The 25,015-nt window shown below is 51.4% G+C and carries 26 protein-coding genes; 14 read left to right on the top strand and 12 right to left on the bottom strand.

Features of this window, described 5'->3' with window-relative positions:
• Positions 1-20 precede the first annotated feature (20 nt).
• From T458_RS49195 to T458_RS49170, 6 genes are all read right to left on the bottom strand, one after another.
• The gene (locus T458_RS49195) at positions 21-329 is read right to left on the bottom strand and encodes a hypothetical protein (RefSeq protein ID WP_023558518.1); all 309 of its coding nucleotides are present in this window, start codon (positions 327-329) and stop codon (positions 21-23) included.
• A gap of 74 nt (positions 330-403) precedes the next feature.
• A complete protein-coding gene (locus T458_RS49190) occupies positions 404-607 on the bottom strand; it encodes a cold-shock protein (RefSeq protein WP_023558517.1) in 204 nt (67 codons plus the stop codon).
• A 132-nt stretch (positions 608-739) separates the two neighbouring features.
• A complete protein-coding gene (locus T458_RS49185) occupies positions 740-3,640 on the bottom strand; it encodes an ATP-binding protein (RefSeq protein WP_023558516.1) in 2,901 nt (966 codons plus the stop codon).
• Positions 3,637-3,999 carry a response regulator transcription factor gene (locus T458_RS49180; RefSeq protein ID WP_031306125.1) on the bottom strand — a complete coding sequence of 121 codons (363 nt, stop codon included), beginning with the start codon at positions 3,997-3,999 and terminating at the stop codon, positions 3,637-3,639. The genes T458_RS49185 and T458_RS49180 overlap by 4 nt, the downstream gene beginning before the upstream one ends.
• A gap of 32 nt (positions 4,000-4,031) precedes the next feature.
• Positions 4,032-5,654, bottom strand: coding sequence for a GGDEF domain-containing response regulator (locus T458_RS49175; RefSeq protein WP_023558514.1), 1,623 nt, complete (start codon positions 5,652-5,654; stop codon positions 4,032-4,034).
• A 138-nt stretch (positions 5,655-5,792) separates the two neighbouring features.
• Entirely contained in the window at positions 5,793-6,272 is a 480-nt protein-coding gene (locus T458_RS49170) for a hypothetical protein (RefSeq protein ID WP_023558513.1), read from the bottom strand.
• 80 nt (positions 6,273-6,352) lie between these two features.
• On the opposite strand from T458_RS49170, the gene T458_RS49165 reads away from it, so the two are divergent.
• Positions 6,353-6,553, top strand: a complete 201-nt coding sequence (locus tag T458_RS49165; protein ID WP_023558512.1) for a YwbE family protein — start codon at positions 6,353-6,355, stop codon at positions 6,551-6,553.
• A gap of 235 nt (positions 6,554-6,788) precedes the next feature.
• Here T458_RS49165 and T458_RS49155 read toward each other — a convergent pair whose 3' ends face one another.
• Positions 6,789-7,349 (bottom strand): cysteine hydrolase family protein, encoded by a 561-nt coding sequence (locus T458_RS49155; RefSeq protein WP_023558510.1) that lies wholly within the window; start codon positions 7,347-7,349, stop codon positions 6,789-6,791.
• 105 nt (positions 7,350-7,454) lie between these two features.
• Positions 7,455-8,000: a GbsR/MarR family transcriptional regulator gene (locus T458_RS49150; protein ID WP_023558509.1), complete on the bottom strand. Its 546-nt coding sequence runs from the start codon at positions 7,998-8,000 to the stop codon at positions 7,455-7,457.
• Positions 8,001-8,255: 255 nt separating this feature from the next.
• Between T458_RS49150 and T458_RS49145 the strand changes: the two genes are divergently transcribed.
• From T458_RS49145 to T458_RS49125, 5 genes are all read left to right on the top strand, one after another.
• Positions 8,256-9,482, top strand: a complete 1,227-nt coding sequence (locus tag T458_RS49145) for a quaternary amine ABC transporter ATP-binding protein (RefSeq protein ID WP_023558508.1) — start codon at positions 8,256-8,258, stop codon at positions 9,480-9,482.
• Positions 9,479-10,318 (top strand): ABC transporter permease, encoded by an 840-nt coding sequence (locus T458_RS49140; RefSeq protein ID WP_023558507.1) that lies wholly within the window; start codon positions 9,479-9,481, stop codon positions 10,316-10,318. The genes T458_RS49145 and T458_RS49140 overlap by 4 nt, the downstream gene beginning before the upstream one ends.
• Before the next feature lie 11 nt (positions 10,319-10,329).
• A complete protein-coding gene (locus T458_RS49135; RefSeq protein ID WP_023558506.1) occupies positions 10,330-11,259 on the top strand; it encodes a glycine betaine ABC transporter substrate-binding protein in 930 nt (309 codons plus the stop codon).
• Between the two features lie 282 nt (positions 11,260-11,541).
• Positions 11,542-12,465: a DUF2167 domain-containing protein gene (locus T458_RS49130; protein ID WP_023558505.1), complete on the top strand. Its 924-nt coding sequence runs from the start codon at positions 11,542-11,544 to the stop codon at positions 12,463-12,465.
• 148 nt (positions 12,466-12,613) lie between these two features.
• Complete coding sequence (locus tag T458_RS49125) at positions 12,614-13,210, top strand: DedA family protein (RefSeq protein ID WP_023558504.1); 597 nt, start codon at positions 12,614-12,616, stop codon at positions 13,208-13,210.
• 32 nt (positions 13,211-13,242) lie between these two features.
• On the opposite strand, the gene T458_RS49120 is transcribed toward T458_RS49125, so the two are convergent.
• Genes T458_RS49120 through T458_RS49110 form a run of 3 tightly spaced genes read right to left on the bottom strand, consistent with a single transcriptional unit; the run spans position 13,243 to position 15,943 of the window.
• Positions 13,243-14,190, bottom strand: coding sequence for a carbon-nitrogen hydrolase family protein (locus T458_RS49120; RefSeq protein ID WP_023558503.1), 948 nt, complete (start codon positions 14,188-14,190; stop codon positions 13,243-13,245).
• Positions 14,187-15,695: a sodium:solute symporter family protein gene (locus T458_RS49115; protein ID WP_023558502.1), complete on the bottom strand. Its 1,509-nt coding sequence runs from the start codon at positions 15,693-15,695 to the stop codon at positions 14,187-14,189. The genes T458_RS49120 and T458_RS49115 overlap by 4 nt, the downstream gene beginning before the upstream one ends.
• Entirely contained in the window at positions 15,692-15,943 is a 252-nt protein-coding gene (locus T458_RS49110; RefSeq protein ID WP_023558501.1) for a hypothetical protein, read from the bottom strand. The genes T458_RS49115 and T458_RS49110 overlap by 4 nt, the downstream gene beginning before the upstream one ends.
• A 133-nt stretch (positions 15,944-16,076) precedes the next feature.
• Here T458_RS49110 and T458_RS49105 point away from each other — a divergent pair, with 133 nt between their 5' ends.
• From T458_RS49105 to T458_RS49080, 6 genes are all read left to right on the top strand, one after another.
• A complete protein-coding gene (locus T458_RS49105; protein WP_023558500.1) occupies positions 16,077-16,973 on the top strand; it encodes a LysR family transcriptional regulator in 897 nt (298 codons plus the stop codon).
• A 112-nt stretch (positions 16,974-17,085) separates the two neighbouring features.
• On the top strand, positions 17,086-17,724 hold the full coding sequence (locus T458_RS49100; RefSeq protein WP_171819399.1) for a phosphatase PAP2 family protein: 639 nt from the start codon (positions 17,086-17,088) through the stop codon (positions 17,722-17,724).
• Positions 17,725-17,780: 56 nt separating this feature from the next.
• Positions 17,781-18,941: an iron-containing alcohol dehydrogenase gene (locus T458_RS49095; RefSeq protein ID WP_023558498.1), complete on the top strand. Its 1,161-nt coding sequence runs from the start codon at positions 17,781-17,783 to the stop codon at positions 18,939-18,941.
• Between the two features lie 120 nt (positions 18,942-19,061).
• Positions 19,062-19,499, top strand: a complete 438-nt coding sequence (locus T458_RS49090) for a VOC family protein (protein WP_023558497.1) — start codon at positions 19,062-19,064, stop codon at positions 19,497-19,499.
• 12 nt (positions 19,500-19,511) lie between these two features.
• Positions 19,512-20,288: a DNA alkylation repair protein gene (locus T458_RS49085; RefSeq protein WP_023558496.1), complete on the top strand. Its 777-nt coding sequence runs from the start codon at positions 19,512-19,514 to the stop codon at positions 20,286-20,288.
• An 18-nt stretch (positions 20,289-20,306) separates the two neighbouring features.
• Positions 20,307-20,906: a TetR/AcrR family transcriptional regulator gene (locus T458_RS49080; RefSeq protein ID WP_023558495.1), complete on the top strand. Its 600-nt coding sequence runs from the start codon at positions 20,307-20,309 to the stop codon at positions 20,904-20,906.
• 57 nt (positions 20,907-20,963) lie between these two features.
• Here T458_RS49080 and T458_RS49075 read toward each other — a convergent pair whose 3' ends face one another.
• Positions 20,964-22,418 carry a SulP family inorganic anion transporter gene (locus T458_RS49075; RefSeq protein ID WP_023558494.1) on the bottom strand — a complete coding sequence of 485 codons (1,455 nt, stop codon included), beginning with the start codon at positions 22,416-22,418 and terminating at the stop codon, positions 20,964-20,966.
• A gap of 154 nt (positions 22,419-22,572) precedes the next feature.
• Here T458_RS49075 and T458_RS49070 point away from each other — a divergent pair, with 154 nt between their 5' ends.
• Both T458_RS49070 and T458_RS49065 read left to right on the top strand, forming a co-directional pair.
• A complete protein-coding gene (locus T458_RS49070; protein WP_144083901.1) occupies positions 22,573-23,562 on the top strand; it encodes a zinc-dependent alcohol dehydrogenase family protein in 990 nt (329 codons plus the stop codon).
• Between the two features lie 15 nt (positions 23,563-23,577).
• Positions 23,578-24,870: a hypothetical protein gene (locus T458_RS49065; protein WP_144083881.1), complete on the top strand. Its 1,293-nt coding sequence runs from the start codon at positions 23,578-23,580 to the stop codon at positions 24,868-24,870.
• Positions 24,871-25,015 lie beyond the last annotated feature (145 nt).

Here is a 25,015-nt window from a genome sequence, read left to right as displayed (position 1 = left end):
TGCGATCTCACCTGCCAGATTCACTTCTGCTGTTTTTGCAGTCGCTCGATTTCTTCGCTCACGACAAATGCCAGATCGTCATTGCCAAACAGGGAGAGGACTCCCAATAAAGTGGCATCGGGAATCTCCTCGGCTTCCTCCTTGGGAACCGTATTCTCCAGCATTTGAGCCAGCAGGGGATTGTCACCCTGGTTGGGATAGGCGCGGTGATACAAGTCACGCGCATCCAGGCCATGGTTGACACACCACTGGGCAAAAACGAGTATCATCATCCCCTCGTCCCGTTGATACGCTTGAATGACCTGATTTTCCATTTCTTTCCTGTTCATCGGCATACTCCTCGTGTCCATCGTACGTCTATTGTAGGGAAGCCGAGGAGTTCCGACAAGAGTAAATCCGAAGATCAGGTGGTGCGTTTGGTGTGGTTGGCCAGTACGGGGAGCATGCGGGTATCCTTTGTCATTTCACCCTGACAAAAGGGACAAGTGGGGCTTTTTTCAAAAGAAAAATTCTCTCTCATCCAGCAGGAACAACCATCTGTCGTGCAAGCCCATATGTCTGTTTCTTCTTCTTCGATCGGAACTGCCGCTTTCTTTGAGAAATACACAGTGAACTCCTCCTTCGCGGGGCATGTTCGTAAAAATAAACCATGTACCTCTATTAATGTGTGAGCAAACCCAAGACTTTATACCAAGATTATTCTCAACTCCCAGCAAAAGGGTAAAAAAGAAGAGGGGAGTTACTCCCCTCGCGAGTTTTGTTCATGATCGGGAACCAGGATTTGGCCCCCTGCCTCTGCGATCGCCAACAGAATGGCTTTTGACAAGGAGTCGGGATGATACGGCTTGATCAGATAGCGGGCAGCCCCCAGATCGAATGCCTTTTTCTGCTCCTCGAAAGCACTGGAGATGATGATCGGGATCGTCCGCAATCCGGGATGCTTCTGCATGCGCTCGATGACTTCCCAACCATTTTCACCGTCCTGGAGGACCAGGTCCAGTACGACAGCATCCGGCATCAGCTCCTCGATGGCGCCAAAAGCCTGGTTGACCTGGGAGTAGGAATGGACAGTGAAGCCCGAGCCAGTGAGTTCTTCCCGCAACAGCTCGGACAGGTTCGGATCGTCCTCGATGATGACCACTTTCCCTTTTTCCTGGATTCCCGCAAGAGAGACTTCACTCTCAAGGTTGTCGGATTGCTGGGCAGCCGTCTGCTTGAAAAGGGGGAGACTGACCGTAAAGGTGCTGCCCCGTCCCGATTCAGATGTGACGGTAATTTCTCCTTGGTGCATGGCCACGATTTCCGAGACGATCGCAAGGCCGAGTCCCGTTCCGCCGATTTCCCTCCGGTCGGAATTGTCCACGCGATAAAACTTGGAGAAGAGATGCGGCAGGGCATCTGTCGGAATACCGAGGCCGTTATCCGCAACGTCGATGAAGAGACGACCTTTGTCTTCGCGGAAGGTGACGCGCACTTCGCCGCCAAGTGGAGAGTACTTGACTGCATTGCTGATCAGGTTGGTCATCACCTGGCGAAGCTTGTTTCGGTCCCCTTCTACAAGAGCCTGCGGCGTTTGCCGATCGAGGGTAAACGTATGGCGCGACGACTGCACCTGGTACAGAGCAAACACTTCCTGGACGAGCGCATCGATCGCAACTGGCTCTTTCACATAGTTTTGCAGACCCGATTCCATGCGTTGCAGGTCCAGAAAGTCGTTGATCAGAGCGGTCAGGCGCTTGGCTTCCTGATAAATGGCTGTCACGTAGCGCTGCTGTCTTTCGGGCTTTAACTCTTTGTTAAGCATCAGCTCCGCAAAACCAAGGACACTGGCGAGCGGGGTTCTCAGTTCATGGCTCACGGTGCTGACGAATTCAGACTTCATTCGGTCAATTTCGTATTCCCTCGTAATGTCACGGTAGACCAGAAGAGTGCTCCATTTTTCCTGGTTGCGGTACAAAGGCTCCGCATAAAGCTGAATATGCCGTCTTTGCGGATAGGTAATCGCAAAGACAAGGCTGCTCCCGGACAGCTTTTTCTCTTTGCCCACTGCACCTTTTACAAATTGGGACACTCGTTCGTGATCTTCCGTAAGCATCTCCAATTGGCTGAGGAAGTCCTCCAGCTGCGCATGAGGCGTAGTGGAGGACAGGTCGTAGCCCAGGAATTCACAGAACGTACGGTTTACTTGCAGCGTGTTTCCCTGCAAATCGATGAGTTGCACACCTTCCTGAATCGTATCCAGCATATCCTGTGTGATTTGACGCTGCTTTTCCGCCTCTTCGTACATCGACAGCTTGTCCAGCGAAAGCGAGATCTGCTTGGCAAGTCCAGTCGCGGTTTCGATGTCCTGAGGGGAGAAGGTCCGGTCGATCCGGGAAAAGACGATACAGGCCACGACTTGATCCGCTGCATTGAGGATCGGTACATAAAGCTCGGCAGTCATGGAATGTCCTTCGTAAAAACTGCGTTCCGATAGGGTGCTCTCTCGTGTGAGGAGGTAAGGCATGCCTGTCTCCCGTAGGCGGACGAGCGGGCCGTGTTCGAAGCCTTCCCTAAAAGTGGCGAAGCTTTCCGCGGATAAGCCCAGGGTGGCACTGTCATATTCGTCATTCAAGAGGACGACGATCCCTTTATCGGCGTTCATCACCTGTGTCGTATTGATCACGATGCTGTGCAGCAGTTCCTGTTTGTTCAGGGTATTGCTCAGGGATTGGACGATTTGGTTCCGCTTTTGCAAATAGTGCTCTTTCGCCTCCATCTTGGCTAGCGCATCCTGCAAATCCTCCTGCTGCATCATCAATTCGTCCTGCTGCGCATGCAGTTCTTCGTTTTGAGCGACCAGGACCTCTTCCTTTGCCTGTATCTGCCGCATCGAGTAATCCAGCGATCGAGCCAGGGTACCGATCTCATCCGTACGGTCCAAGTCTTGCAAATGGACGGTCTCTCCTTGGGCAAAACGCTCGGCTTGGGCGGAGATTCTGCCCAGGGGAACGCCAATATCGCGAGTGGTCCGGTGAGCGACGTAGATGGCAATCATCAGCACCAGCACGATGTAAAGCAGGAACCAAGAGCTTTGCCGGGACAGGTTTGCAAAGAGGGTACGATTTTGATCGGAGAGAAGCTGCTGGCTTTGGCTCTGATAAGCAGAGGCATAACGAATCAGGTCGTTGACGTCCTCATTGATCCCGCTCGAAGAGAATGTATGGAGCGATTCATAGTCTCCAGCCTTCGCATAGCCGGATGCAACAGGGAAGACATGGGTGAAAAAATGGTCTACAAACGCTTCAATCTGCTGCACCATCGCGGCTTCTTGCGTGGTCAGGGGGAGTTGCTTGAACGATTCAATCAACGCTTCCACTTGCCGCTTCTCGTTAAAAAGTTCATGATATTCGCTTTCACTCAGGAACGCGTAATAGCCTCGCGCACGAAAAAAGATCAGCGAGGTATGATTGACGAGCTGATCGATCATCTTTTGTTTTTGCATAGAACTTTTTATTGCCGTTTGATACTGGGAAAAGGCGTTGTAATTCATATAGAGCACAATCGATGCCCCGGCGATCAGCAGGAAGAGAAAGATCAGCATCATGAACATGAAACGACGCGTGATGCTTTTTCTCCACAGTTGTTGATAGTGGATCATGCCAGGATTTCCTCCACTTTTCGAGCCAGTTCCAGGGGGCTGAATGGCTTGGGAATGAAATCATCTGCCCCTGCCGCACGCATGATTTCCTGATCGGTACATTGGCTCTTCGCGGAGAGAATCAACACTTTCGTATGCGTTTTGTCCGGCATTTGTTTGATCATCTTCAGTACGTCCAGTCCGGTCAGCTTGGGCATCATATAATCCAGGATGACCAGGTCAAAATTCCGCTGTTCGATTTTATGCAGCGCTTCCTCTCCATCACAAGCCACGTCTAGTTTGTATCCCTCGTCTTCCAGCGTATCGCAGATGAGCATACGCAGGACTGCTTCGTCCTCTGCCAAAAGTATGGTTGCCATTTTCTTTTTCTCTCCAATCCCGTATAGCATCATCATACGACGCGCCGGATGAGACGCTTGATACGCGCTTCCAACTCACGCAGGTTGAAAGGCTTGGTCATGTAATCATCGGCGCCAAGCTGCAATGCTTTTACAATATCCTGTTCTTCCGTGCGGCCGGTCAGCATGAGGACTGTGTATTTCTTCGTATCGGGCAAGCTTCGGATCACTTGAAGCACGTCCATGCCATCCATGTTCGGCATCATTCCGTCCAGAATGATCAGGTAAGGCTCAGGTCCGCTGTGCCAGTCACTTTGCAAAAAGGCTTCCCCATCCCGGAACACACGGGTGTCTGCCGAAATCCAGCCTTTGAAGCAGTCCTTCACCGATTCCGCCAGCATGGTGCGGATCATGGCATCGTCATCGATGATCGCTACCTTCAGCTTGATCGTATTGCCTTCAGCCGATTGCGTATATTCAGGTGTTTCAATGCGGCACCGGCCGCATTTTTTTGCTGTGTACAGGGCATCATCAGCCAGTTCCAGCCAATAGGGCAACGGCTTCTCCGGGGCGGTAATTTCGACGACTCCCGCTGAAAAGCTAAGCGAAAAGGGACCATTAGGGGAATGAAACGTGACCTGGCAAAAGGAAGCAAGCATCGTTTCCAGACAGTGCTTGGCCGCTTCCTGGGCCGTCTGGGGCATCAACAGGATAAATTCTTCGCCGCCGTAGCGAAACAGAATATCGTTTTTTTGCGCAGATGACTGGACGAAGTTGGCGAAGCGCGCCAGCACGTCGTCGCCGATCAAGTGCCCGTATTGGTCATTCACCTGTTTAAAGTGATCAATATCCAAAAAGGCGAGCGAAAGAGGGGAAGCTGCACGTAACCCCTCAAGAAGCAGTCGCTCGTAAGTTTGCTGAAGAGAGTTGCGATTATAAGCACCTGTCAGCTCGTCAAGAAACAAAAGCCGATCGATCCAGCGCTTGCGGCGAAGCTGGCGTTCCAGGCGGATAGACAACTCCTCCACGTCGAGAGGCTTGCACATGAAATCATCCGCCCCGAGGTGGTATGCGCGAAAACGCGTATCGCGCTCGCAGTCGATGCTGATGACGGTAGTGGGGACATACTGTTTTTTTATTTTCTCGCCCAGCGTCTTCATGACCTGAAAACCGCCCGTCTCCGGGATGTTGAGATCCACGATCAGGCAATCCGGGTGCATGTCATGGAAATAGTCCAATGCTTTATGGGGATGGACAGTCGCGATGACAGACCAGTTCAATTTTTCCAATTCTTCTTTCAGATACATTAATAACGTGACATCATCGTCCAGGATCAAGATGAGAGGCTGCTGGTCGTATCGGTTCTCTCGTTCTCCGACCGAATCGGATAGAAACAACTCATGGTCCGGACGCTGCTCGTAGGCGAGTGTGATCAACTCCATGAGAAAAGGCCGCCATTCGTTGGTGTGCCAACTCTTTGGCGTCATTTGATCCAATTGCGCCAGAAGCCCATGAGAAACATCGGAGAAATCCTGCAGCCCGATGGTACCTGCTGTGCCTTTCAACGAATGGAGGAAACGATAAAGATCCTCATGAGGAACAGGCCCAGTTTGCTCCAACCAGGCCTCCAATTGTTTCTTGATATTGTGAATCAAGGTATTGCGGTATTTCATCATGCGGTTTGTTTCCCCCGTTCGGTGCGATCACTAATGGAGATGTACATCTAGATAGGTGGAAGTGTACCACATCAGAAATATTTATCCAATCTAAAATCCGTGAGGGAAAAATGAACGTTTACCAGGGAGTGCGAATGCCTATGACTGTAAGGAAAACCCTTCTTCAGTCAGGTATTGGGATGCTTCCTTATAGGATTCAAAAGAAGCCTCCAGGTTCAGGCCATGGTAGACGTTCCAGAGCGAATCCTCCTGCTGCAGCACCAGCGTGCGGTTTTGCTCATCAACCCAGGTTTCTTCCACTGGGGCATCCTCGGCAGCAGCATGGACGACAGGCTCCCGTTTTGTGGACAGCATCTGGATGGAGGCTTCAATGATTGCGCGCAGCTCGTCAGCCGAGAAATCGCGGATGTTGACGAAGCCTTTTTCGTCCTTTTGATAACCCTTCAGATAGGCGGCATATACGTAGCCGTTGCCATTCGGATGAAGGTGATAGACGACCGTTTTTTTCTCGTGCAGACTGCCTTCGTAGTGGAAGTTGACTCGCTTGAGGGAGACATTGTTGCGGGTAAGCTGTGGGAACGATTCGATAATCGCCAGTTTTTCTTCAAAAGATAACATGGAATTCCTCCGTAAAAAGGCATAGTTTGTTCGTCGATTATAACACAGGTGGAGAGAAAGAATGGTAAGAGGGAGAAAGCATGAATGGCAAAAATCGCAAAGATATCTTTCCCGGTCTTGCAGTGGATATTGTCTTGAAGCAGGATCAGCGAACAGGGAAACGCACCCGCGGGATCGTCAAGGATATTCTCACCAATTCCGCGACGCATCCGCATGGAATCAAAGTGCGCCTCGAGGATGGACAAGTAGGGCGAGTGCAGGAGATTATTCGTAATCAATAAGAATCTCCATGAGAAGCCCACGAAAGGTGGAAGGGGGACCAGTAGAAGCTGGTCGCGGAAAAAGGGAAAAAAAGCGCAAGGCATTTGGAATGGAGCCGGCCAGTACTGCCACCAGTGAAGATCCCAACCCGCCTAAAGCGTTTTTCCCTTTTTCCGCCGCTCCACTACAGCCGGATGACCAAAAAACAAAAAAACGCAGTTCAACTTCCCGCGTTTTTCTGAATGCAGCTATCTGTTACCGATACGAATCATGAGTTGGCTCAAAAAGATTTTCTTCGGAGTGGCGAACCAGGATAAACGGCTCCAGATTGCCCATCCCGTGGAGGATTTTGTTGTGATGAGCGATGATCTGCTCTGCGGACAAGACATCGTTATCCGTAGTGGAATGCCCGTCTTTGACCAAGGTCACATCATACCCGAGGGTCGTGGCTTTGCGGCAAGCGCTGTCAATACAATACGGGGTCTGGCAGCCCATGATCACGAGATGCTGGATACCGGCTGCTTGCAGTTGGTCGTGCAGGTCCGTTCCGTGGAACGAATCCGTTGCTCGTTTGAAGATGATCGGCTCGCCGGGAAGAGGCGCAATGGCAGGGTGAGTGGCAAAAGCCTCGTCTTCAACCGCAGCTACATCCAGATCCTGCACATACCAGACAGGGATGGATTGCTGGCGGGCTTTCAAAAGGATCCCTTGCATGGTTTGGAGCAAACCGGCGGCGTTATGTACCGGACCGTCGGGAGGACCTTCGATAATGCCTGTTTGTGCATCGATAATGAGAAGAGCGGTCTTGCGAGTCATCTGTGTTTCCTCCTTAATAATATAGTAGGAATGACTGCTTGCCGTCTCATCATAACAAAAAAATGCTCCTTCCGACTGCCTGTTGGCAACGGTTGGAGCATTTTTTTATTCGTTCTTCTGTTTTGGCACAAACTCAAAAATTTCATGAGATTCGAAGGAATCGATCAAACGATGCAGCCATTGATAATATTCCAAACCGTTCTCGATGCGCTGGATGCTGAGATCGATACGTTCCAGGTCTTCGGCAGACAATCCTTCCGATTCCCGCAGAGTGCGGAGTTCATGAAGTGATTTTTTCAGCACAGTGCCATTTTGTTCGCAGGCGTGCCGCCATTTGGTGGAAAAAAGGTCGATAAAGTTCTGGTACCAATCCAGATTGACCTCGTAATGGTCCTTGCGCGTTCCCTTTTTCCATATCTTTTCGACCATGTTCATATCGAGCAGCGTCCGTACGCTGGTACTCATACTCGTCTTGCTCATTCCCAGCGCCTGGCCCATCTCGTCAAGCGTCATGGACTTGTCCTGAAAAAGCAGGGTGCCATACAAGAGGCCAGTCGACATCGTGATGCCGTACAGATCCAAATTGCGGGCAAGAGTCTCGATCACGCGTTCCTGTGCCTTGTCGAGGATTTTTTCCTGATTGGGTTCCATTGTGAAAAATAGCACTCCTCTGGTCAGATTACCTGAGTAGATTGTACGTTCCCGACTGAAAAAAGTAAATGGAGATATCATACCGTATATACGAGTTATTCTGCGAATACGGTAAGAAAAGTACGTAAAGTTTTTTCTGAACGCTAGAAACGGCGGAATATCGCGATTTAACCAATTTGAGGGAAAACTGCGTCAACTATACAATAAAAAGGGTAAAGCAGGTCCGGATACGGGCAGAAAGTTGGAGGTGACCATATGCCCAAAATACAAGTAGAAAAGCTGACGAAAATCTTTGGACGCCAGCCCCAGCGCGCCCTGCAAGCCTTGCAGCAGGGGAAGGGGAAACAGGAAATCCACAAGGAAACAGGTCTGACCGTAGGGGTCAACCAGGCGAGCTTTGAGGTGCAGGCTGGCGAAATTTTTGTCATTATGGGTCTTTCCGGGAGTGGAAAATCCACGTTGGTTCGGCTTTTGAATCGTTTGATCGAGCCGACGGACGGACACATCCTGATCGATGGACAGGATATCGTGAAGATGAACACCGAGGAATTGCAGGAGGTACGCCGCAAGAAGCTCGGGATGGTGTTTCAGAAGTTCGCCTTGTTTCCGCACCGAACCGTACTGGAGAATGCCGCGTATGGATTGGAGGTACAGAAGGTCCCAAAAGCAGAGCGCGAGAAAAAAGCGAAGGAGTCCCTTGCGTTGGTGGGGCTTGCCGGTTGGGAAAACAGCTTTCCCGATCAGTTGAGCGGCGGGATGCAGCAACGTGTTGGTCTCGCTCGCGCTCTGGCGAATGATCCTGATGTGCTGTTGATGGATGAGGCGTTCAGTGCGCTCGATCCGTTGATTCGCAAGGACATGCAGGATGAACTGCTGGAATTGCAAAGCACGATGCAAAAGACCATTATCTTTATTACGCATGACCTCGATGAGGCACTGAAAATCGGAGACCGGATCGCATTGATGAAGGACGGAGCTGTGGTTCAGATTGGTTCGCCGGAAGAAATCTTGACCAATCCGGCCAATGAATACGTCGAACGCTTCGTCGAAGATGTGGACCGCTCCAAAATCTTGTCCGCAGAGAATGTCATGAAGCGGGCTGAGACGATTACCCTTGATAAAGGTCCGCGTGTAGCCCTGCAGTTGATGCGGGAGCGAGGGGTTTCGACCCTGTACGTAGTGGATAAACGAAAAATGCTGCTTGGCGTGTTGACGGCAGATGCTGTCAACGAGGCGAAGAACGGCAACTTGACGCTGGAAGAGGTCCTGCGAAAAGACGTGCCGACTGTAGGACCGCAAACGCTGTTGAACGAATTGTTTGACCTGGTTGCGTTCTCGAATGTACCTGTAGCCGTGACGGAAGAACAGGGAAGATTGTTGGGCGTGATCGTCAAAGGATCCGTTCTCGGGGGCTTGGCAGGGAAAGTCAACGCCCAAGATCCCGGCCAGTCGGCAGAGGAAGGGCAGGTGATGGCAGAATGAGCCAACTATTCCCAAAACTGCCGCTCAGTGAGTGGGTAGAAACTGTTGTAGATGTAATGGATGACCGTTTGGGCTTTTTGTTCGATCTGATTTCCGCCGCGATTGGCGGGACTGTCGATCTGTTTCATGCGGTATTGACGGGCTTGCCGTTCTGGTTGTTGCTGATTGTCTTTACACTCCTGGCATTCCGAGCAGGTAAATGGTCAATTGCTCTTTTTACATGTATTGGGCTTCTCTTGATTGAAAATCTCGGGTACTGGGAACATTCGATGCAGACATTGGCGCTCGTCCTGACGGCAGGATTGATTTCCGTCGTGATCGGGATACCGGTCGGGATCTGGTGTGCCAGAAAAGACGCGGTGCAAAATGTCATTACGCCGCTGCTGGACTTCATGCAGACCATGCCGGCGTTTGTCTACCTGATTCCGGCGATCTTCTTCTTCGGATTGGGTCAAGTGCCGGGTGTAATCGCGTCGGTAATCTTTGCGATGCCGCCTACGATTCGTCTGACCAACCTGGGGATTCGGCAGGTTCCCGCCGATCTGATTGAGGCTGCAGATGCTTTCGGCTCCACCTATTTTCAAAAGCTGTTCAAGGTGCAGCTGCCGATCGCGAAATCCACGATGATGGCAGGGATCAACCAAAGCATCATGCTGGCGCTGTCGATGGTCGTGATCGCTTCGATGATCGGGGCGAAGGGACTGGGTGCCGACGTGTATCGGGCAGTAACCCAGATCAAAATCGGGGAAGGCTTCGAGGCTGGCCTTGCCATCGTGATTATCGCCATCCTGTTGGATCGCATCACCCAACGTGTAGGAAAGAGAAAAAATGTCTAGGAGGGGTTTTCATGAAAAAGAAACAGATGTGGAAAGGCTTGTCACTGGCACTGGGAATGAGCTTGTTTATGGTAGGATGCTCGAGCGGTGCTCCTGCGCCAGAGGGCGGTCAAACGGCTCCTCAGAGTGGTGAAACAGCGCAGGGCGGCGTCGGACAGCAAGTAGATTACAAAATCGTCGGGATTGACCCGGGTGCCGGCTTGATGAAAGCCACGGAGAAAGCCATCCAAGAATACGAATTGAAAGACTGGGAGCTGGTAGAGGGGTCTAGTGCTGCCATGACAGCTGCCTTGACACAGGCTTACAAGGATCAGAAGCCGATCATCGTGACAGGCTGGACACCGCACTGGATGTTCTCCAAGTTTGACATGAAGTATCTGGAAGATCCAAAAGGCGTATACGGAGAAGACGAACAGATCCACACCATCGTTCGCAAAGGCTTGAAAGAGGAGCAGCCAAGCGCGTACGCATTTCTCGACAAATTCCGTTGGAGCCCAGCCGACATGGAGAAAGTCATGCTGGCTATCACTGACGGTCAGAAGCCTGAGGAAGCCGCTGCTGCCTGGGTGAAAGAAAATGAAGCCCTGGTGAACGAATGGGTAGCAGGTATTGAGCCTGCTGAAGGCCAAAAACTGACTCTCGCTTACGTCGCTTGGGATTCCGAAATCGCCAGCACCAACGTTGTGAAGGAAGTACTGGAGCAAAAGCTGAAGTACAAAGTGGAACTGAGCCAGGTAGAAGCAGGGCCGATGTGGATTGGTGTCTCCAATGGGGACGTGGACGGCATGGTAGCTGCATGGTTGCCAACAACCCACGAGGACTACTACCAAAAGCTGGGTGACAAGATTGAAGACCTCGGTCCAAATCTGGAAGGAACCAAGCTGGGTCTGGCTGTGCCGGCCTACATGGACATCAATTCCATCGAAGACCTGAAAAAATAAAGAGTGATAGGCAAACCGCCGGATGCGAGGTCCGGCGGTTTTTTTATTGTCCTTTTCTTTTGCTACGATAGTCATTTATATAATGGTAAAATATAGTAAATAAGTTACAGAAAACCTCTCTTATTATTGGGAGAAAAGATATATTTTCTCACGATGCTTATCCCAATACTTTTAGTTTCAAAGAACTGTTTTTGCTCGGATATGCATCTTTCTTTTGAAATGGGAATTACACCCATGTAAAATCAAGGGGGTTTTTGAAAAAATGTAGAATGGAGTTTTCAAATGAGTAAACGTATTTGGCTGTCATGGTCCCTGATTCTGGTTTTATGCCTTGGCTTGGTCGTTCCGGCAGGCGCAGAAGGGGACTACAACTTTATCGAGGGCGGAACAACAGTAGATATGGAGGGCAAGTTCTCGTTCACCATTCCGGAAAATATGGCCTTCCTCAACAAAGAAGATACAATCAAGCTGGAACAGGAAATGAAAAATATCCCTACGATGCTGGAAATCGGCAGCGTAGTGCCGTACGAAGAAGACTGGATTGTCTACATGGAATACGAAGAAACGGGTCATATCAAGGACGAAGATCAAAATGAAATCGATGCGGACGAATTGCTGGAAAGCTACAAATTGGGAACGGAGGAAGCCAACGAGCAGCGGGAGCCGCATGAGCAATTTCACGTGGTCGGCTGGAATGTAGCGCCCAACTACAATGCGGCTACACATGAGCTGGAATATTCGATGCTGCTCGAAAATGCGCAAAAAGAGAAATTCCTCAACTATAAGCTGCAGCTGCTGACCCGTACGGGGAATGTCTCTTTTGTCCTGGTGACAGACCTGCCCAATCTGGAGAGAGACAAAAAGACTCTGCGCGAAGTGATTCTCAAGAATTTTACGGTGAAGGAAGGCCATCGTTATGCGGACTTCAATCCTGAAACCGATCAAGTAGCGGAATACGGGCTCAGCGGTCTGATTCTGGGAGGACTCGGACTGGCTGCGGCGAAGAAGCTGGGCATTCTGGCGATCCTTCTCGCTTTCCTGAAAAAGGGCTGGATTCTGATCGTCGTTGTCATCGGGGCACTGATCAAATTTGGCGGCAAGCTGTTCCGCAAGAAGGCGCCTGCAGACAGTCAGCAAGCGGATTCCCTGCCTGACTCAAGCAGTGACAATCAAGATCCGAACAACAACGAAAAGCCAACTGCATAAGGCAATGCAACAACAGTCTGTTTCCTGGGCAACCGCTCGGGGGACAGGCTGTTTGATTTAAGAGGAGAAAATGGTAAGAAAATGCCTGCATGGAAAGGGACGTGCATCGAATAGGATAAAGGAGAGAAGCGGTGACAGGAGGAGTAACGTGGAACAGGTTCTCGATGTGATGGTGATGAAGTACGGGTACCTGGGCATATTTGGCTCGCTTGCGTTGGGCATTATAGGACTGCCCATTCCCGATGAAGTGCTCATGACATACGCCGGGTTTGCAGTTGCCCGCGGCACACTCCTCATGCCTTTGGCGTTTCTAAGTGCATTTCTGGGGGCTATTACGGGTGTGACGATCAGCTACATGATTGGACGAAAATGGGGACTTCCATTGCTTATGCGGCTCGGTCCCTATCTGCATATTACGGAAGATAAGATCGCTTCCACACAAAAGCTGTTCACTCGTTATGGTCCGTTTTTGCTGCTCGTCGGCTTTTTTTTGCCTGGTATTCGGCATTTGACTGCCTATCTGGCGGGAATGGCGATAATGGACCTGCGTCGATTTATCCTCTTCGCTTATGCGGGAGCTTTTCTGTGGAGTATGACGTTTTTGCAATTGGGTTTTGCGCTGGGCAAGGATTGGTATCGGGTAGCGGTATATGCACGGCATTATGGCTTCTGGTTACTGATGTTGGCTGTTTTGATCAGTTTGGGCGTGTATGTGTGGAGAAGAGGGAGGGGTAATCCGGTTTAGGCACCTGGATTACCCCTTTCTTTTCGTAAAGATCAGAATTTCGTATGCTCTTGCTTTTCTTCGTTTACGTGCAATTGAAAGACGTCTGGTCGCGCATAGTGGCCGACGACATCAAAATCGAATTGGCTTTCGGTGATTCGGTCCAGGTTGAGTTCTGCATAGAGGATTTCCTCTTTCCCCATAACAGGCGCTACGACGAATTCGCCTAACGGATCAACGATGCAGCTTCCGCCACGCGTCAATTCATGGTCCATCTCCTGAAGCTCGGCACGCTCCAAAAGGTCCTCCGGGTACATGTCCTTTGTCGAATACTGGTTGCTGGAGAGGACGAAGCAGCGTCCTTCCAGGGCGATATGGCGCATCGAAGCGAACCAGGTGTCGCGCCCATCCGCTGTAGGTGCCAGATAGATCTGGACGCCTTTTGCATACATGGCGGCACGGGCCAGAGGCATGTAATTCTCCCAGCAAATCAAGGCGCCTATTCTGCCGTATGGTGTATGAAATACGGGGAGCGTGCTGCCGTCGCCTTCGCCCCAGATGAGCCGTTCAGACCCGGTCGGCTTCAGCTTGCGGTGCTTGCCGAGAATCTGGCCGTCCGGACCGAAGAACAGAGCCGTGCAGTAGAGCGTCCCTCCGCTGTAGGCCGAATCCTTTTCAATAACGCCAATTACGACATAGGCACCGGCTTCCTTGACCGCTTTTCCGATCGCATCAGTCTCGGGGCCCGGGATTGTGATCGCGCTGTCCGAATAGCGGGCAAAATCTTTTCGTCCTTCCAGCGAGCGGCTTCCTACTTTGGCGCCAAACGACATGCCGCGCGGGTATGCGGAAATGAATGCTTCCGGGAACAGCATGATTTTTGCCTGTTTTTTCGCAGCTTCTCTGATCAGTTGAATAGCTTTGGCGATGGTGGCTTCCTTGTCCATAAGAATCGAGCCTGCCTGGATCACAGCGACTGTAAATGATTTGTTATTTTTCATGATGCCACTTCCTTTGTATTGTTATAGGCTGCTTCTTCCGGGTAGAAGACGCGGTTCAGATCGGTATGGAACTCCTCTTTGTTTTTCGTATCCTGATCCCGGGTTGCAAGGCTGACGAGAAAGAAAGCTGCCAGTCCCAGCAAGAATCCTGTCGTTGCAGGACCGATTGGCAGCGGAGAGCCTGCCAGGTAGACGAACGTAAGTCCGGCCAGTCCGACGAAGATGGAGGCTATGGCTCCGGCCTTGGTGCCGCCCCGCCAGAAGAGCGGTCCGAGTGCGGCCGGAACGAGCTGCAGGACGATGCCGTAGCCTAGCGCAGCGACTGGAACCAGGAAACCCTGGGCAGCAGGGATGAACGAAATGATGACGACGAGCACTGTCATGAGCAGGACCGTTGCTTTGGCAATCGAGGTTGTCTTCTCCAGCGACGCGTCTTTTTTCACGAAGCGGACGAACAAGTCATTGACCAGCAAGCTGGCGGACGACAACAAGGCACTGTTGATCGTCGAAATCCCGGCCGCGATGACAGCCGCTACTACGATCGACCCGAAGATCGGTGCATAGGTGGAGAAGAACAGCGGAATGATGCGGTCGCTGGTTTCGGCGCTTAAGCCCGGGACGAGACCCGGCGTGTGAGCGAGCATGCCGATGAACAAGGCACCCAAGGCCATCAGCCATGAATTCCAGAACGGCGTAATGATGGACGTCTTCGCCAGGATGAGAGGAGATTTGGCTGAATAAAATTTCTGCCACATGTGAGGCATGATCCAGAAGCCAAATCCGAGACCGAGTGCCGTTTCAAATATCCCCCAGAAATTCCCTTTGTTCACGAGAATCTGCGGAGCTGTTTCCTGAAGTCCTTTGAAGGCGTCGAAACCGCCAGCGCGGCTGATAAAGATCAAGGTGATCAACAGCAGGACGGAGCCAAAGAAGAAGCCCATGAAGGTGTCCGCCCAGGCAGCTCCTCGTCCGCCGCTAAGCGTCACGATGATCCCGACGAACGCCCCCATGATCAAGACGCCGACCCAATAGGGGATCTCATTGTTCGTCAAGCTGTTCAAGGCAAAAGCGCCGCCGGTGATCTGGATCAGCATATAGGGAACGAGTCCGACAATGCCTACGACAGCAAAGAGAATGCGCAAAAACGGACTGTTGAAATACTTTTCGACCATGTCGCCAGGCGTGATGAAGTTATGCTTGCGGCCCAAGTACCAGATGCGCGTACCGAACAGCCAAATGAACATCGCATGCACCACCGCCCAGGCGGCAAAGGCGACGAACCAGACGCCATCGCGGTAGTGGGAGCCGATCGCCCCCAGAAGGGTCCACGTACTGAAGTAGCTGGCTCCGGTTGTCATCGTCATGACAATCGTCCCCAATCCGCGTCCTGCGAGGAAGAAGTCATTCGGCGTCGCGACGTTTTCTTTTGAGGCGCGATTGCTGATCCACAGCAGGATCGATAGGAAGAGAACGAGTACGAATATCGTGACAGCAGCTTGGCTCATTTGTTTTCCTCTCCTTTCTCCCAGGCGGCAAATTCCTGCTCCGTCCGCTCGGCGAAGGGCTTGAAGAACTTCTTGTACACGAGGAAGATGATGACCGTATTGATGGCATTCAAGACGAGTACCCAGACGAGGGGCTGTGGAAAGAATCCGATAAAAGCAGCTTCGTTGAACACATTGAAATTCGGCAAAAAGGTTAAGGCATAGAAGAAGAAAAAGGCACCAATATAAGCGGCGTGAAGCTTTCTCATGGAGTCACCATCCTTTTATAATCGGAAAATTGTCTATAGTGTAAATACTAAAACGTTTTCTCTATAATGAGAAATATATATATGAGATACAAACTATTCCGTATTGGAATGATGGAGAGAAAGGAGCCGCACATTGAAGCTGCTGGACTGCAAAATACGTGATTTGAAGATTTTCGTCACGGTTGTGGAGGAACGGAATTTTACAAGAGCGGGGGAAAAATTGTTCATTGCCCAGCCTTCGATCAGCAAATCCATTCAGCGGCTGGAGGAAGAGCTGCAAGTGATCTTGTTTGATCGCAGGATGCGGGACGTTGCGCTGACAGATGCAGGCGAGATCGTGTACGAGCACAGCAAACAGGTCCTGGCTTTGATGAAGCGCATGGAGACCGGCATTGAAGACCTGTCGGATGCTGCAGCCGGTCAATTGAAAATCGGGTTGCCGCAAATCATCGGGACGTTCATTTTTCCTCCGATCGGGAAGGCCTACACGGAGCGTTATCCCAAAGTGGCGCTGAAGATCGAAGAAAGGGGCGGCATTGTAACCGAGAAGCTCGTGGAAAAAGGGGAGCTGGATGTCGGGTTTGTCGTCTTTCCAGTGGACAACCCCCTCCTATATACGGAGCAAATCTATGAGGACTCCTTCGTGCTTTGCGTGTCGGCCAATCATCCTTTGGCGGCTCGGGAGCAGATCGAGCTGCATGAAGTAAAGGACGAGCAATTTATCGTGTTCGCCAAAACCTTTGCGCTCCATAAAATCGTGATGAATGCTTGTGAGCGATCGGGCTTTACGCCGCATGTTTTGCTGGAAAGCACGCAGTGGGATTTGGTTCTGGAGCTGGTTTCCGTTCAGATGGGGATCGCCATTTTGCCGCGCGTGTTTGCGAACAAGCTGAAGAATATCGAAATCGCCTCCATCCCGATTACCAACCCGTCATTCAAGTGGCAGGTAGGAGTGATTACGAGCAAAAAATATTATCATTCAGCGGCTCTGAAGCGTTTTCTGGATACGGTTCATGAAATTTATCGATGAGGCTGCAAAGTAGTCGATTGGAAGAACGGACAGACTAGACAAAAGACCAGAGGAAGGGAATGGCGTCTAGTCCATGGAACGCGAGAAAGGGAGAAATCTGGGGAAAAGGAAAGTGTGGATTGGAGTCCTGCTGTTTCTCTTTTTTGCGGGGACGTTTGCCATCCTGGGCGCAAGCATCGAGACGCAGACGATCCGTGCTTTTGATTCAGCTGTCATCCAGAGGGTGCAAGCCGTTGCCCCGTCATGGCTGACTTCACTCATGCTGGTTTTCACCTTTCTGGGCTCGGTGCAAGCACTTGTCGTGCTGCTAATCTGTACCGCTTTGACGATGCTCTGGCAGAAAAAGCGTTGGGAGGCACTGTTTTTGACAGTGGCACTGGGCGGCGGCATGCTGTTCAATCTTCTTCTCAAGGAGCTGTTCCGGCGAGAGAGGCCCGATCTGCATCGCCTGATCGAAGAAGGGGGCTACAGTTTTCCCAGCGGTCACTCCATGGCCTCCTTTCTGTTCTACGGGATGGTTGCCGTGTTTTTGTACCTCTTCGTCGTCTCGAGGCTGGCCAAGCTCGGAATTGTGCTTGCGGCCGTTATCTTGATTGCTTGCGTGGGGGCAAGCCGCATTTACCTTGGTGTCCATTATCCCAGCGATGTCTTGGCAGGCTATGCTGCTGGCGGGGCTTGGCTGGTGCTGTGCCTGTTGGGGATGCATCTGGTATTGGAACGGCGCAGAGCAAAGAAACACCGATCAAACTGACTGGTACATTCCCCCTATCCCTAGTATGATGAGAAAAAGAGCGGGAGGGGTATCGCATGCAAGCATACAGCTATTTTTGTCCGACACGCATCGAGATGGGAACGGGAAAATCCTTGGAGTTGTCTGCCATTCTGCAATCACTGGGTCTGGGCTCGTCCATTCTTTTGGTGAGTGACCCCGGTGTTATTCGTGCAGGGCTGGTTGCGCCAATCCAATCTGCTTTGGAGGCAGGCGGCTTTTCGGTCACGCTGTTTGACGCCTTGAGCCAGAATCCCCGAGACACCGAATGTTTGGCAGGAGCTGCGCTTTTCCGCGAGACTTCAGCCGAACTGGTCGTGGCGGTCGGAGGAGGAAGCGCCATGGATACGGGGAAGGCGATTGCCCTGATCGGGAAAAATGGCGGCACCCCTGCCGAATACGCGGACGGACATCTTCCTTACCACAACATTGCGCCGATTGTCTGTGTTCCGACGACGGCCGGGACAGGCTCGGAGGTAACGCGCTCCGCCGTGATCACGGAAGCGGCGACCCATCGAAAAATGACCTTGAAGCATGCGGCGCTTCGTCCTACGCTGGCTGTACTGGACCCGGCTCTTACCTACAGCGTCCCGCCAGCAGTTACGGCGGCGACCGGGGTGGATGCGCTTGTCCACGCCATCGAGGGCTACACCTGCAGATTGACCCATCCCATCTCGCAAGCCTTCGGAGCCCAGGCCATGCGTAAGATTGTGACAGCTTTGCCCATGGCCTATCGGGATGGCCGTGATGAACAAGCGCGTTACGAGATGCTGGAGGGCAGTCTCTTGGCAGGCTTGTGCTTCGGCTCTGCCGACGTGGCGGCTGTCCACTGTCTGGCGGAAGCGCTTGGGGGCCTGTACGATACCCCGCACGGCGTAGCCAATGCTGTTTTTTTGCCGCATGTCCTGCGCTTTAATGCACAGGAAAATATCGCGTTGCATGCGCGGCTTGCCCGTTACATGAGCTTTGCCAGCGACGCAGATCCGGACGAACTGGCCTGCGAGAAGCTGATTGCCGGGATCGAGACGTGGACAGCGCAGCTCAACATTCCGAAGCTGCGGGATCTGCCAGGAGTGCGCGAGGAGGATTTCTCCCGGATCGTCGAGCTTTCAGTCAAAAACGGCTCCACGCCGAGCAACGTACGTGCGGTGACGGCAGAGGATTATCTGCGGATTTTGCAGGAGGCGTATCGGGCATAACAGACAACAGAGTGCAAAAATCTCTCCCGTGTAGGAACAGGAGAGATTTTTACTCGCTATTTACATACATACTGTATGTATGTTAAATTATTCCCAAACATATCCACTAGGAGGCCCACGATGATTACAAACAGCTTTTATCCTGTCGTACTCACCAGGGAGGTTGCCCGCAGCGCTCAATTTTATTGCGAGCATTTTGGATTCGAGAAAGTGTACGAAGCCGATTGGTACGTCAGTCTGCGCGTTCCAGCCGATGCAGGCCAAATTCCCTTTGAACTGGCGATCCTGGACGCTTCCCACCCGACGATTCCCGCTGCTTATCACAAAACCGTGCAGGGCTTGATTCTGAACTTCGAGGTAGAGGATGTAGATGCTCAGTATCAACGCCTGATTATCGAACGGAAACTGCCGCTGGAGCTGGATATTCGAGATGAGGAATTCGGTCAGCGGCATTTTATCACCCGTGATCCAAATGGGGTCTTGCTTGACATCATCACGGTCATCCCGCCTTCGGAAGCACAGAGCGCGCAATACCTGGAGAAAATCTGGTCTGAATAGGAGGAGGAGGGCGTGACCGTGGCTCTTAAGGAGTATTTCGGAACGGAATTGGCGCAGCGGCTATCCGTCCTGATCCGCTCTCATGATCCGGCTTTTCCCGAGGAAGTCTTCATAGAGGAGGTAGCAAGCCAAGTGGGGCCGCTCGAACTGAAAGGAAGGGTGGCGGTGATCGCGGAAGCCTTGCGTGAGGCATTGCCCCCGGATTACACGGAGGCAGTCCGGATCCTGCTCCAGATTCTCGGCCCGGAGAATGAGACAGAGGAAGGGATGTTTACGAACGGCTATTTTCTGATGCCTGTCGCTTATTACGTGGAAAAGTACGGGCTTGAGCATTTTGAACTTTCCATGCATGCCCTGTATGAGATTACGAAGCGTCACACGGCAGAATACGCGATCCGCCCGTATCTGGCCCTTCATGTCGATGATTGCCTGAAACAATTGCACGTCTGGGTGCGCGACGCGAATCCTCACGTTCGCCGCCTGGTCAGTGAGGGAACCAGGCCCCGCCTTCCTTGGGCAAAGCGAATGGAGGTGATCAAAGGGGACCCCAAGCAGAACCTGGCCTTGCTCGAACCCCTGCTTGACGATCCTTCCTTTTATGTAAGAAAGTCCGTCGCCAATCATTTGAATGATTTGACGAAAGACTACAAGGAGGTTACGTTTGATTGGATGCTTCAAAGAGTGGATCACGGAGGCGAGCATCTGCCGTGGATCATTCGCCACGCTTTGCGCTCATTAATGAAATCCGGGGATGATGCGGCATGGGAGCTTGCAGGGAAGCTTGGATAAAAGGAGAACAGGGGATGCATGAGAAGAAATAAGGAAGAAACCGCGATAACGATTCAAACATTGATCGAGGTAGCGAGAACCCATTTTACCGAACGCGGGTATGCCGATGCTGCATTGGAGGAGATTGTCCAGGAGGCAGGGCTTACGCGTGGCGCCCTTTACCACCATTTTGGGAATAAAAAAGGCCTCTTCCAGGCTGTGCTGGATACCGTCCAAAAAGAGGTCGCGGAACGGGTGGAAACACAGGCGGCCACGAGCGCGGATGTCTGGGAGCAGCTCATCTTGGGGTGTCGTGCCTTTATCACCGCAGCGGTCGAGCCCAGGAACAAGCGAATCATGCTTTTGGATGGCCCGGCAGTGCTCGGGTGGGAAGAGTGGCGCAGAATGGACGAGCAAAACTCCATGCGGCTCTTGCGGGCACAAATTCAATTCATGCAGCAGCAGGGTGAGTTGAGACAAGTCGCTGTCGATGCATTGACACATATGCTCTCGGGAGCCATGAATGAAGCCGCTCTCTGGATTGCCCAGGCAGCGGAAGATGAGCAGGCTTACGAAGAAAGCATGAGCGTCATTTCGTTGTTGCTCGAAGGGTTGAGGGGACCTGACAGCATGGAGTGATTAAAAAAGCATTCAGAGCACAAAACTGTGCCATCTGAATGCTTTTTTCTTCCTATTTTAATGCCCGGACGGTGCGCTAATCCCAATCCGGTCCACGAGCCATTTGCTTTCTTCATTCAAGCCTTCGACCCTCACTTGTTTGCCAAGCTGCTCATATTTGTGCACCACTTTGGCGATGCCGGTTACGGCGGAGTGGTCCCAGACATGAGAGCGGCTGAAGTCGATGACAATCTCCTCGGGGTCTGTCTGATACTCGAATTCGTTGACAAAATGCGTCATGGTCCCAAAAAACAGCTGTCCTGAAATGGTGTATACTTTTGCTCCGTCAGAGGTGATCGAGGTCACAGCTTTCAGACGAGCCATTTTCCATCCGAAGATTAACGCACTCATAATGACCCCAGCTACGACGCCTTTGGCCAAATCATGTGTGGCTACGACAATGGCGACCGTGGTCACCATGACTAGGGAATCGCTGAAGGGAACTCTGCGCAAATCTTTCAAAGACTGCCAGTTGAACGTTCCGACCGAAACCATGACCATCACGCCGACTAGTGCTGCCATCGGGATCTGCTGGACGACATCACCCAGCACCATGATCAGAAACAAGAGAAAGCCTCCTGCCACAAAGGTGGACAAACGACCGCGTCCGCCAGACTTTACATTGATCACGGACTGGCCGATCATGGCGCAGCCCGCCATTCCTCCGAAAAATCCCGTGACGATATTGGCCAGGCCTTGACCTTTTACTTCCCGGTTTTTATTGCTTCGCGTATCCGTCATTTCATCGATCAGGGAGGCGGTGAGCAAAGATTCCAGAATACCGACGAGGGCAAGCGTGAAGGAATAAGGTAAAATGATCATGAGCGTTTCCAGATTGATTGGAATCTGCGGCAGATGGAACAGCGGCAGGGAGCGCGTAATCTGTCCCATGTCGCCAACCGTTCGCAGATCAAGACCGCCCAAAATCGAAATAACCGTCATGACGATGATAGCGACGAGTGCGGCTGGAAGCGCCTTGGTAAAACGCGGCAGGATATAGATGAGCGCCAGGGTGCCGATTACCATGGCATACATCATCCAAGATGCTCCTGCAAAATGGGGCAATTGCGCCATAAAGATGAGGATCGCCAAGGCGTTGACGAATCCGAGCATGACGGGGTGCGGCACGAAGGTAATCAGCTTGCCGATCTTGCATACGCCCATCAGGAATTGCAGAATTCCCGTCAGCACGGTCGCAGCCAGCAGATACTCCAGCCCGTGATCCTTGACCAATGTCACCATGACCAGAGCCATGGCTCCCGTAGCAGCCGAGATCATGCCGGGACGTCCCCCTGCAAAAGCGATCACCACCGCAATGCAAAAAGAAGCGTACAGCCCGACCATCGGATCGACACCGGCAATGATGGAAAAGGCGATCGCCTCGGGAATCAAAGCAAGCGCTACTGTCATCCCGGACAACACGTCACCTCGCACGTTGGAGAACCAGTCCGTTTTCAGTTGTTGAATGTTCAAAACTGTACCTCGTTTCTTGATGGATTTTTGACTTTCCCCTTTCAGAAAAGTCGGGGCCGTTTTTTACAAAGATAGATTATACAAAAGATAATATTGTTTAGCTAGAATAAAAGTTTCCAAATGTGCGATAGCTTCAGCAAAGGAGTCGGTTATGTTGGATTCTACCTGCATACAGTTTCATGAGTTCGGAGATCCGCAGAAGGTTCTGCAAGTCATAAGAAAACGAATAGAGCCACCAGCGAGCGGGGAGCTGCTTGTTCAAATGCTTCACCGGCCAATCAACCCTTCTGATCTATTGCCGATCCGCGGTGCTTATGCGCATCGAATTCCCCTGCCATCGATTCCTGGCTATGAGGGAGTAGGTGTGGTCGTAGAAGTCGGATCGTCCGTTTCGACACAATGGATCGGCCGACGCGTCCTGCCTTTGCGCGGGGAGGGAACCTGGCAGGAGCTTGTGAAGACATCTGCGGAGTTGGCTGTACCGGTGCCCGATTTCCTTGAGGACTATATCGCCGCCCAACTCTACATCAATCCGCTGACAGCCTGGATCCTTAGTACGGAGGTGCTGGCTTTGCAACCGGATAATGTACTGCTCGTCAATGCAGGCGGGTCGGCCATTGGACGCATCTTTGCCCAGTTGGCGCGAATTCTTGGCTTCAAGCTCGTTGCGCTGACCCGCAATGATCGCTATACGGAAGAACTGCTCCAGCTTGGCGCAACTCATGTGATCAACACGGCCGAGATGCCTGTCCACTCCATCGTCATGGACATGACCCACGGCAAGGGAGCCAAAGCAGCCATTGATTCCATCGGGGGGCAGGAAGGCTCCGATCTCGCGTCTATGGTGCAGCCTGGCGGAAGCGTGGTCACGATTGGCCTTCTGTCCGGACAGCCTGTCAATTGGGCGGAAGTGACCCGAAATACGGGGGTGCATGTGAAGCTGTTTCATTTGCGGCATTGGAATGAGCAGGCTTCGGTACAAAAGTGGCAGGATACGTTCCAGGTTTTGATGGAGCTAGTCCGGGAGCAACGGCTGGCATTTCGGACCCCGGCTGCCTATTTTGACTTGGATCAGGTGTGCGAGGCTGTTCAAGTCGCGGAATCATCAGGAAGGAACATAGGGAAGGTTTTTTTGTCAAGGTAGGCGTATAGAACACTCATGAGAACAGGCGCTTCGTTCAAGATGCGCCGAAAGGAGCTTTCCGGCATGAGCCAATTTACATTCGCCACGTTAGTAAAAGGAAACCAGGAACCAATCGCCCATTTTCTTGAAAAAAGCCAATCAAGCAGCTACTTGTTTCCAGCTAATCCGGACTGGCAGGCTGTCATTGTGGAAAACGACATGGAGATCGCTGAACAAACCGCACAGAAGATGTCACTTGCTCTCGATACATCAGCACTTTATTTTTTTGATTGTGTGGATCATGGCTGGGGGTATTCGCTCTTTCATCGCGGCCGGTTGGAAAGCGAATGCTTCGTAAATTACGAGGAATCATCGATCCATATACACAACCATGGCGAAGCTGCTCTGTACAAAGCGTGTGTAAACCCAGAGGCTTACATGATCTTCAGACGGTGGGTCAAACATTTTTACGATCATTTGGACGAAATCTTTGGTGGTGTCGAGCTCTTTAAGAAAGCCTTTGCCATCGAGAAAATAGAGTGGATTTCTTATGCATATCTGTCGACTGACAGTGATGAGAGATTGAATGATTTAGAGGCTCAATTTTTTCCTGGGAGCAAGAAGATCATCCCGGTAAAGAAGATCATTTTTGAAATACTACAAGATTCATTTAATCAAATTGGTTATTTTCTCGATGAAAGCATGTCCGACCGGAAACGGTTTGCGTTTACGAGAAAAGATGAACACGGCTATACGTACGGAATTTACTTGGATGCTTCCGATAATGGCAAAATTTCAGCCAGCTTGTACTCACCTACTGTGAGATATCTCGACATGTTTTGGGTGGTACGTAGACAGTACAGAAGTGATATGCCTTATGAAGACGAGGATCAATTGAGATTGGTGCTGGAAGAAATCCGGGATGTGTTTGTCGATCTGGGCCACAAATGGCTGCATGACAACCAGATCGAACGATTCGATGTGAATGCGGTCTATCAGAAAATCATAACCCCTTATCTTGAAGAGAAAGGATTTCGAATGGAACATGAAGATAACCCGATAATGTTTGGCGGAAAACTGATCTACAAAAGAGAGAGGGGTTCCGTTATATTTGAACATTTCGCAGGGACTACCGGGGTTAAAATTATCATGAACGAAGGAGATGATGAACTCACATTGAATGAATTCGTTCACAGGAATCGGAATAATCCGCAGTTTTATCGTGATGGTATGAGGTTTACTTATACAGATCACGATACCTTTCTAGAATTTTTGGATGGAGTTACCTATTACTTGGATCGATATTTCGAAAAATTTTCAAGCAAATAGGCAGCAGTCTTCAAGCGTATAAATGTCATGCACAGCTCCCGAACGCCCTCACCAGGGACAAATGTGGGAGCTTTTCGCGCTCAAGCATTTTTCTCCATTTACATCCCGAACATCCATTCGTACAATAACAGAAAGCGGGTGATGG

It is taken from the genome of Brevibacillus panacihumi W25 (genome assembly GCF_000503775.1).
Lineage (GTDB): Bacteria > Bacillota > Bacilli > Brevibacillales > Brevibacillaceae > Brevibacillus > Brevibacillus panacihumi_A.
Note: the sequence above shows the minus strand (reverse complement) of the source record. Positions and strands in the feature narration are given on the sequence as shown.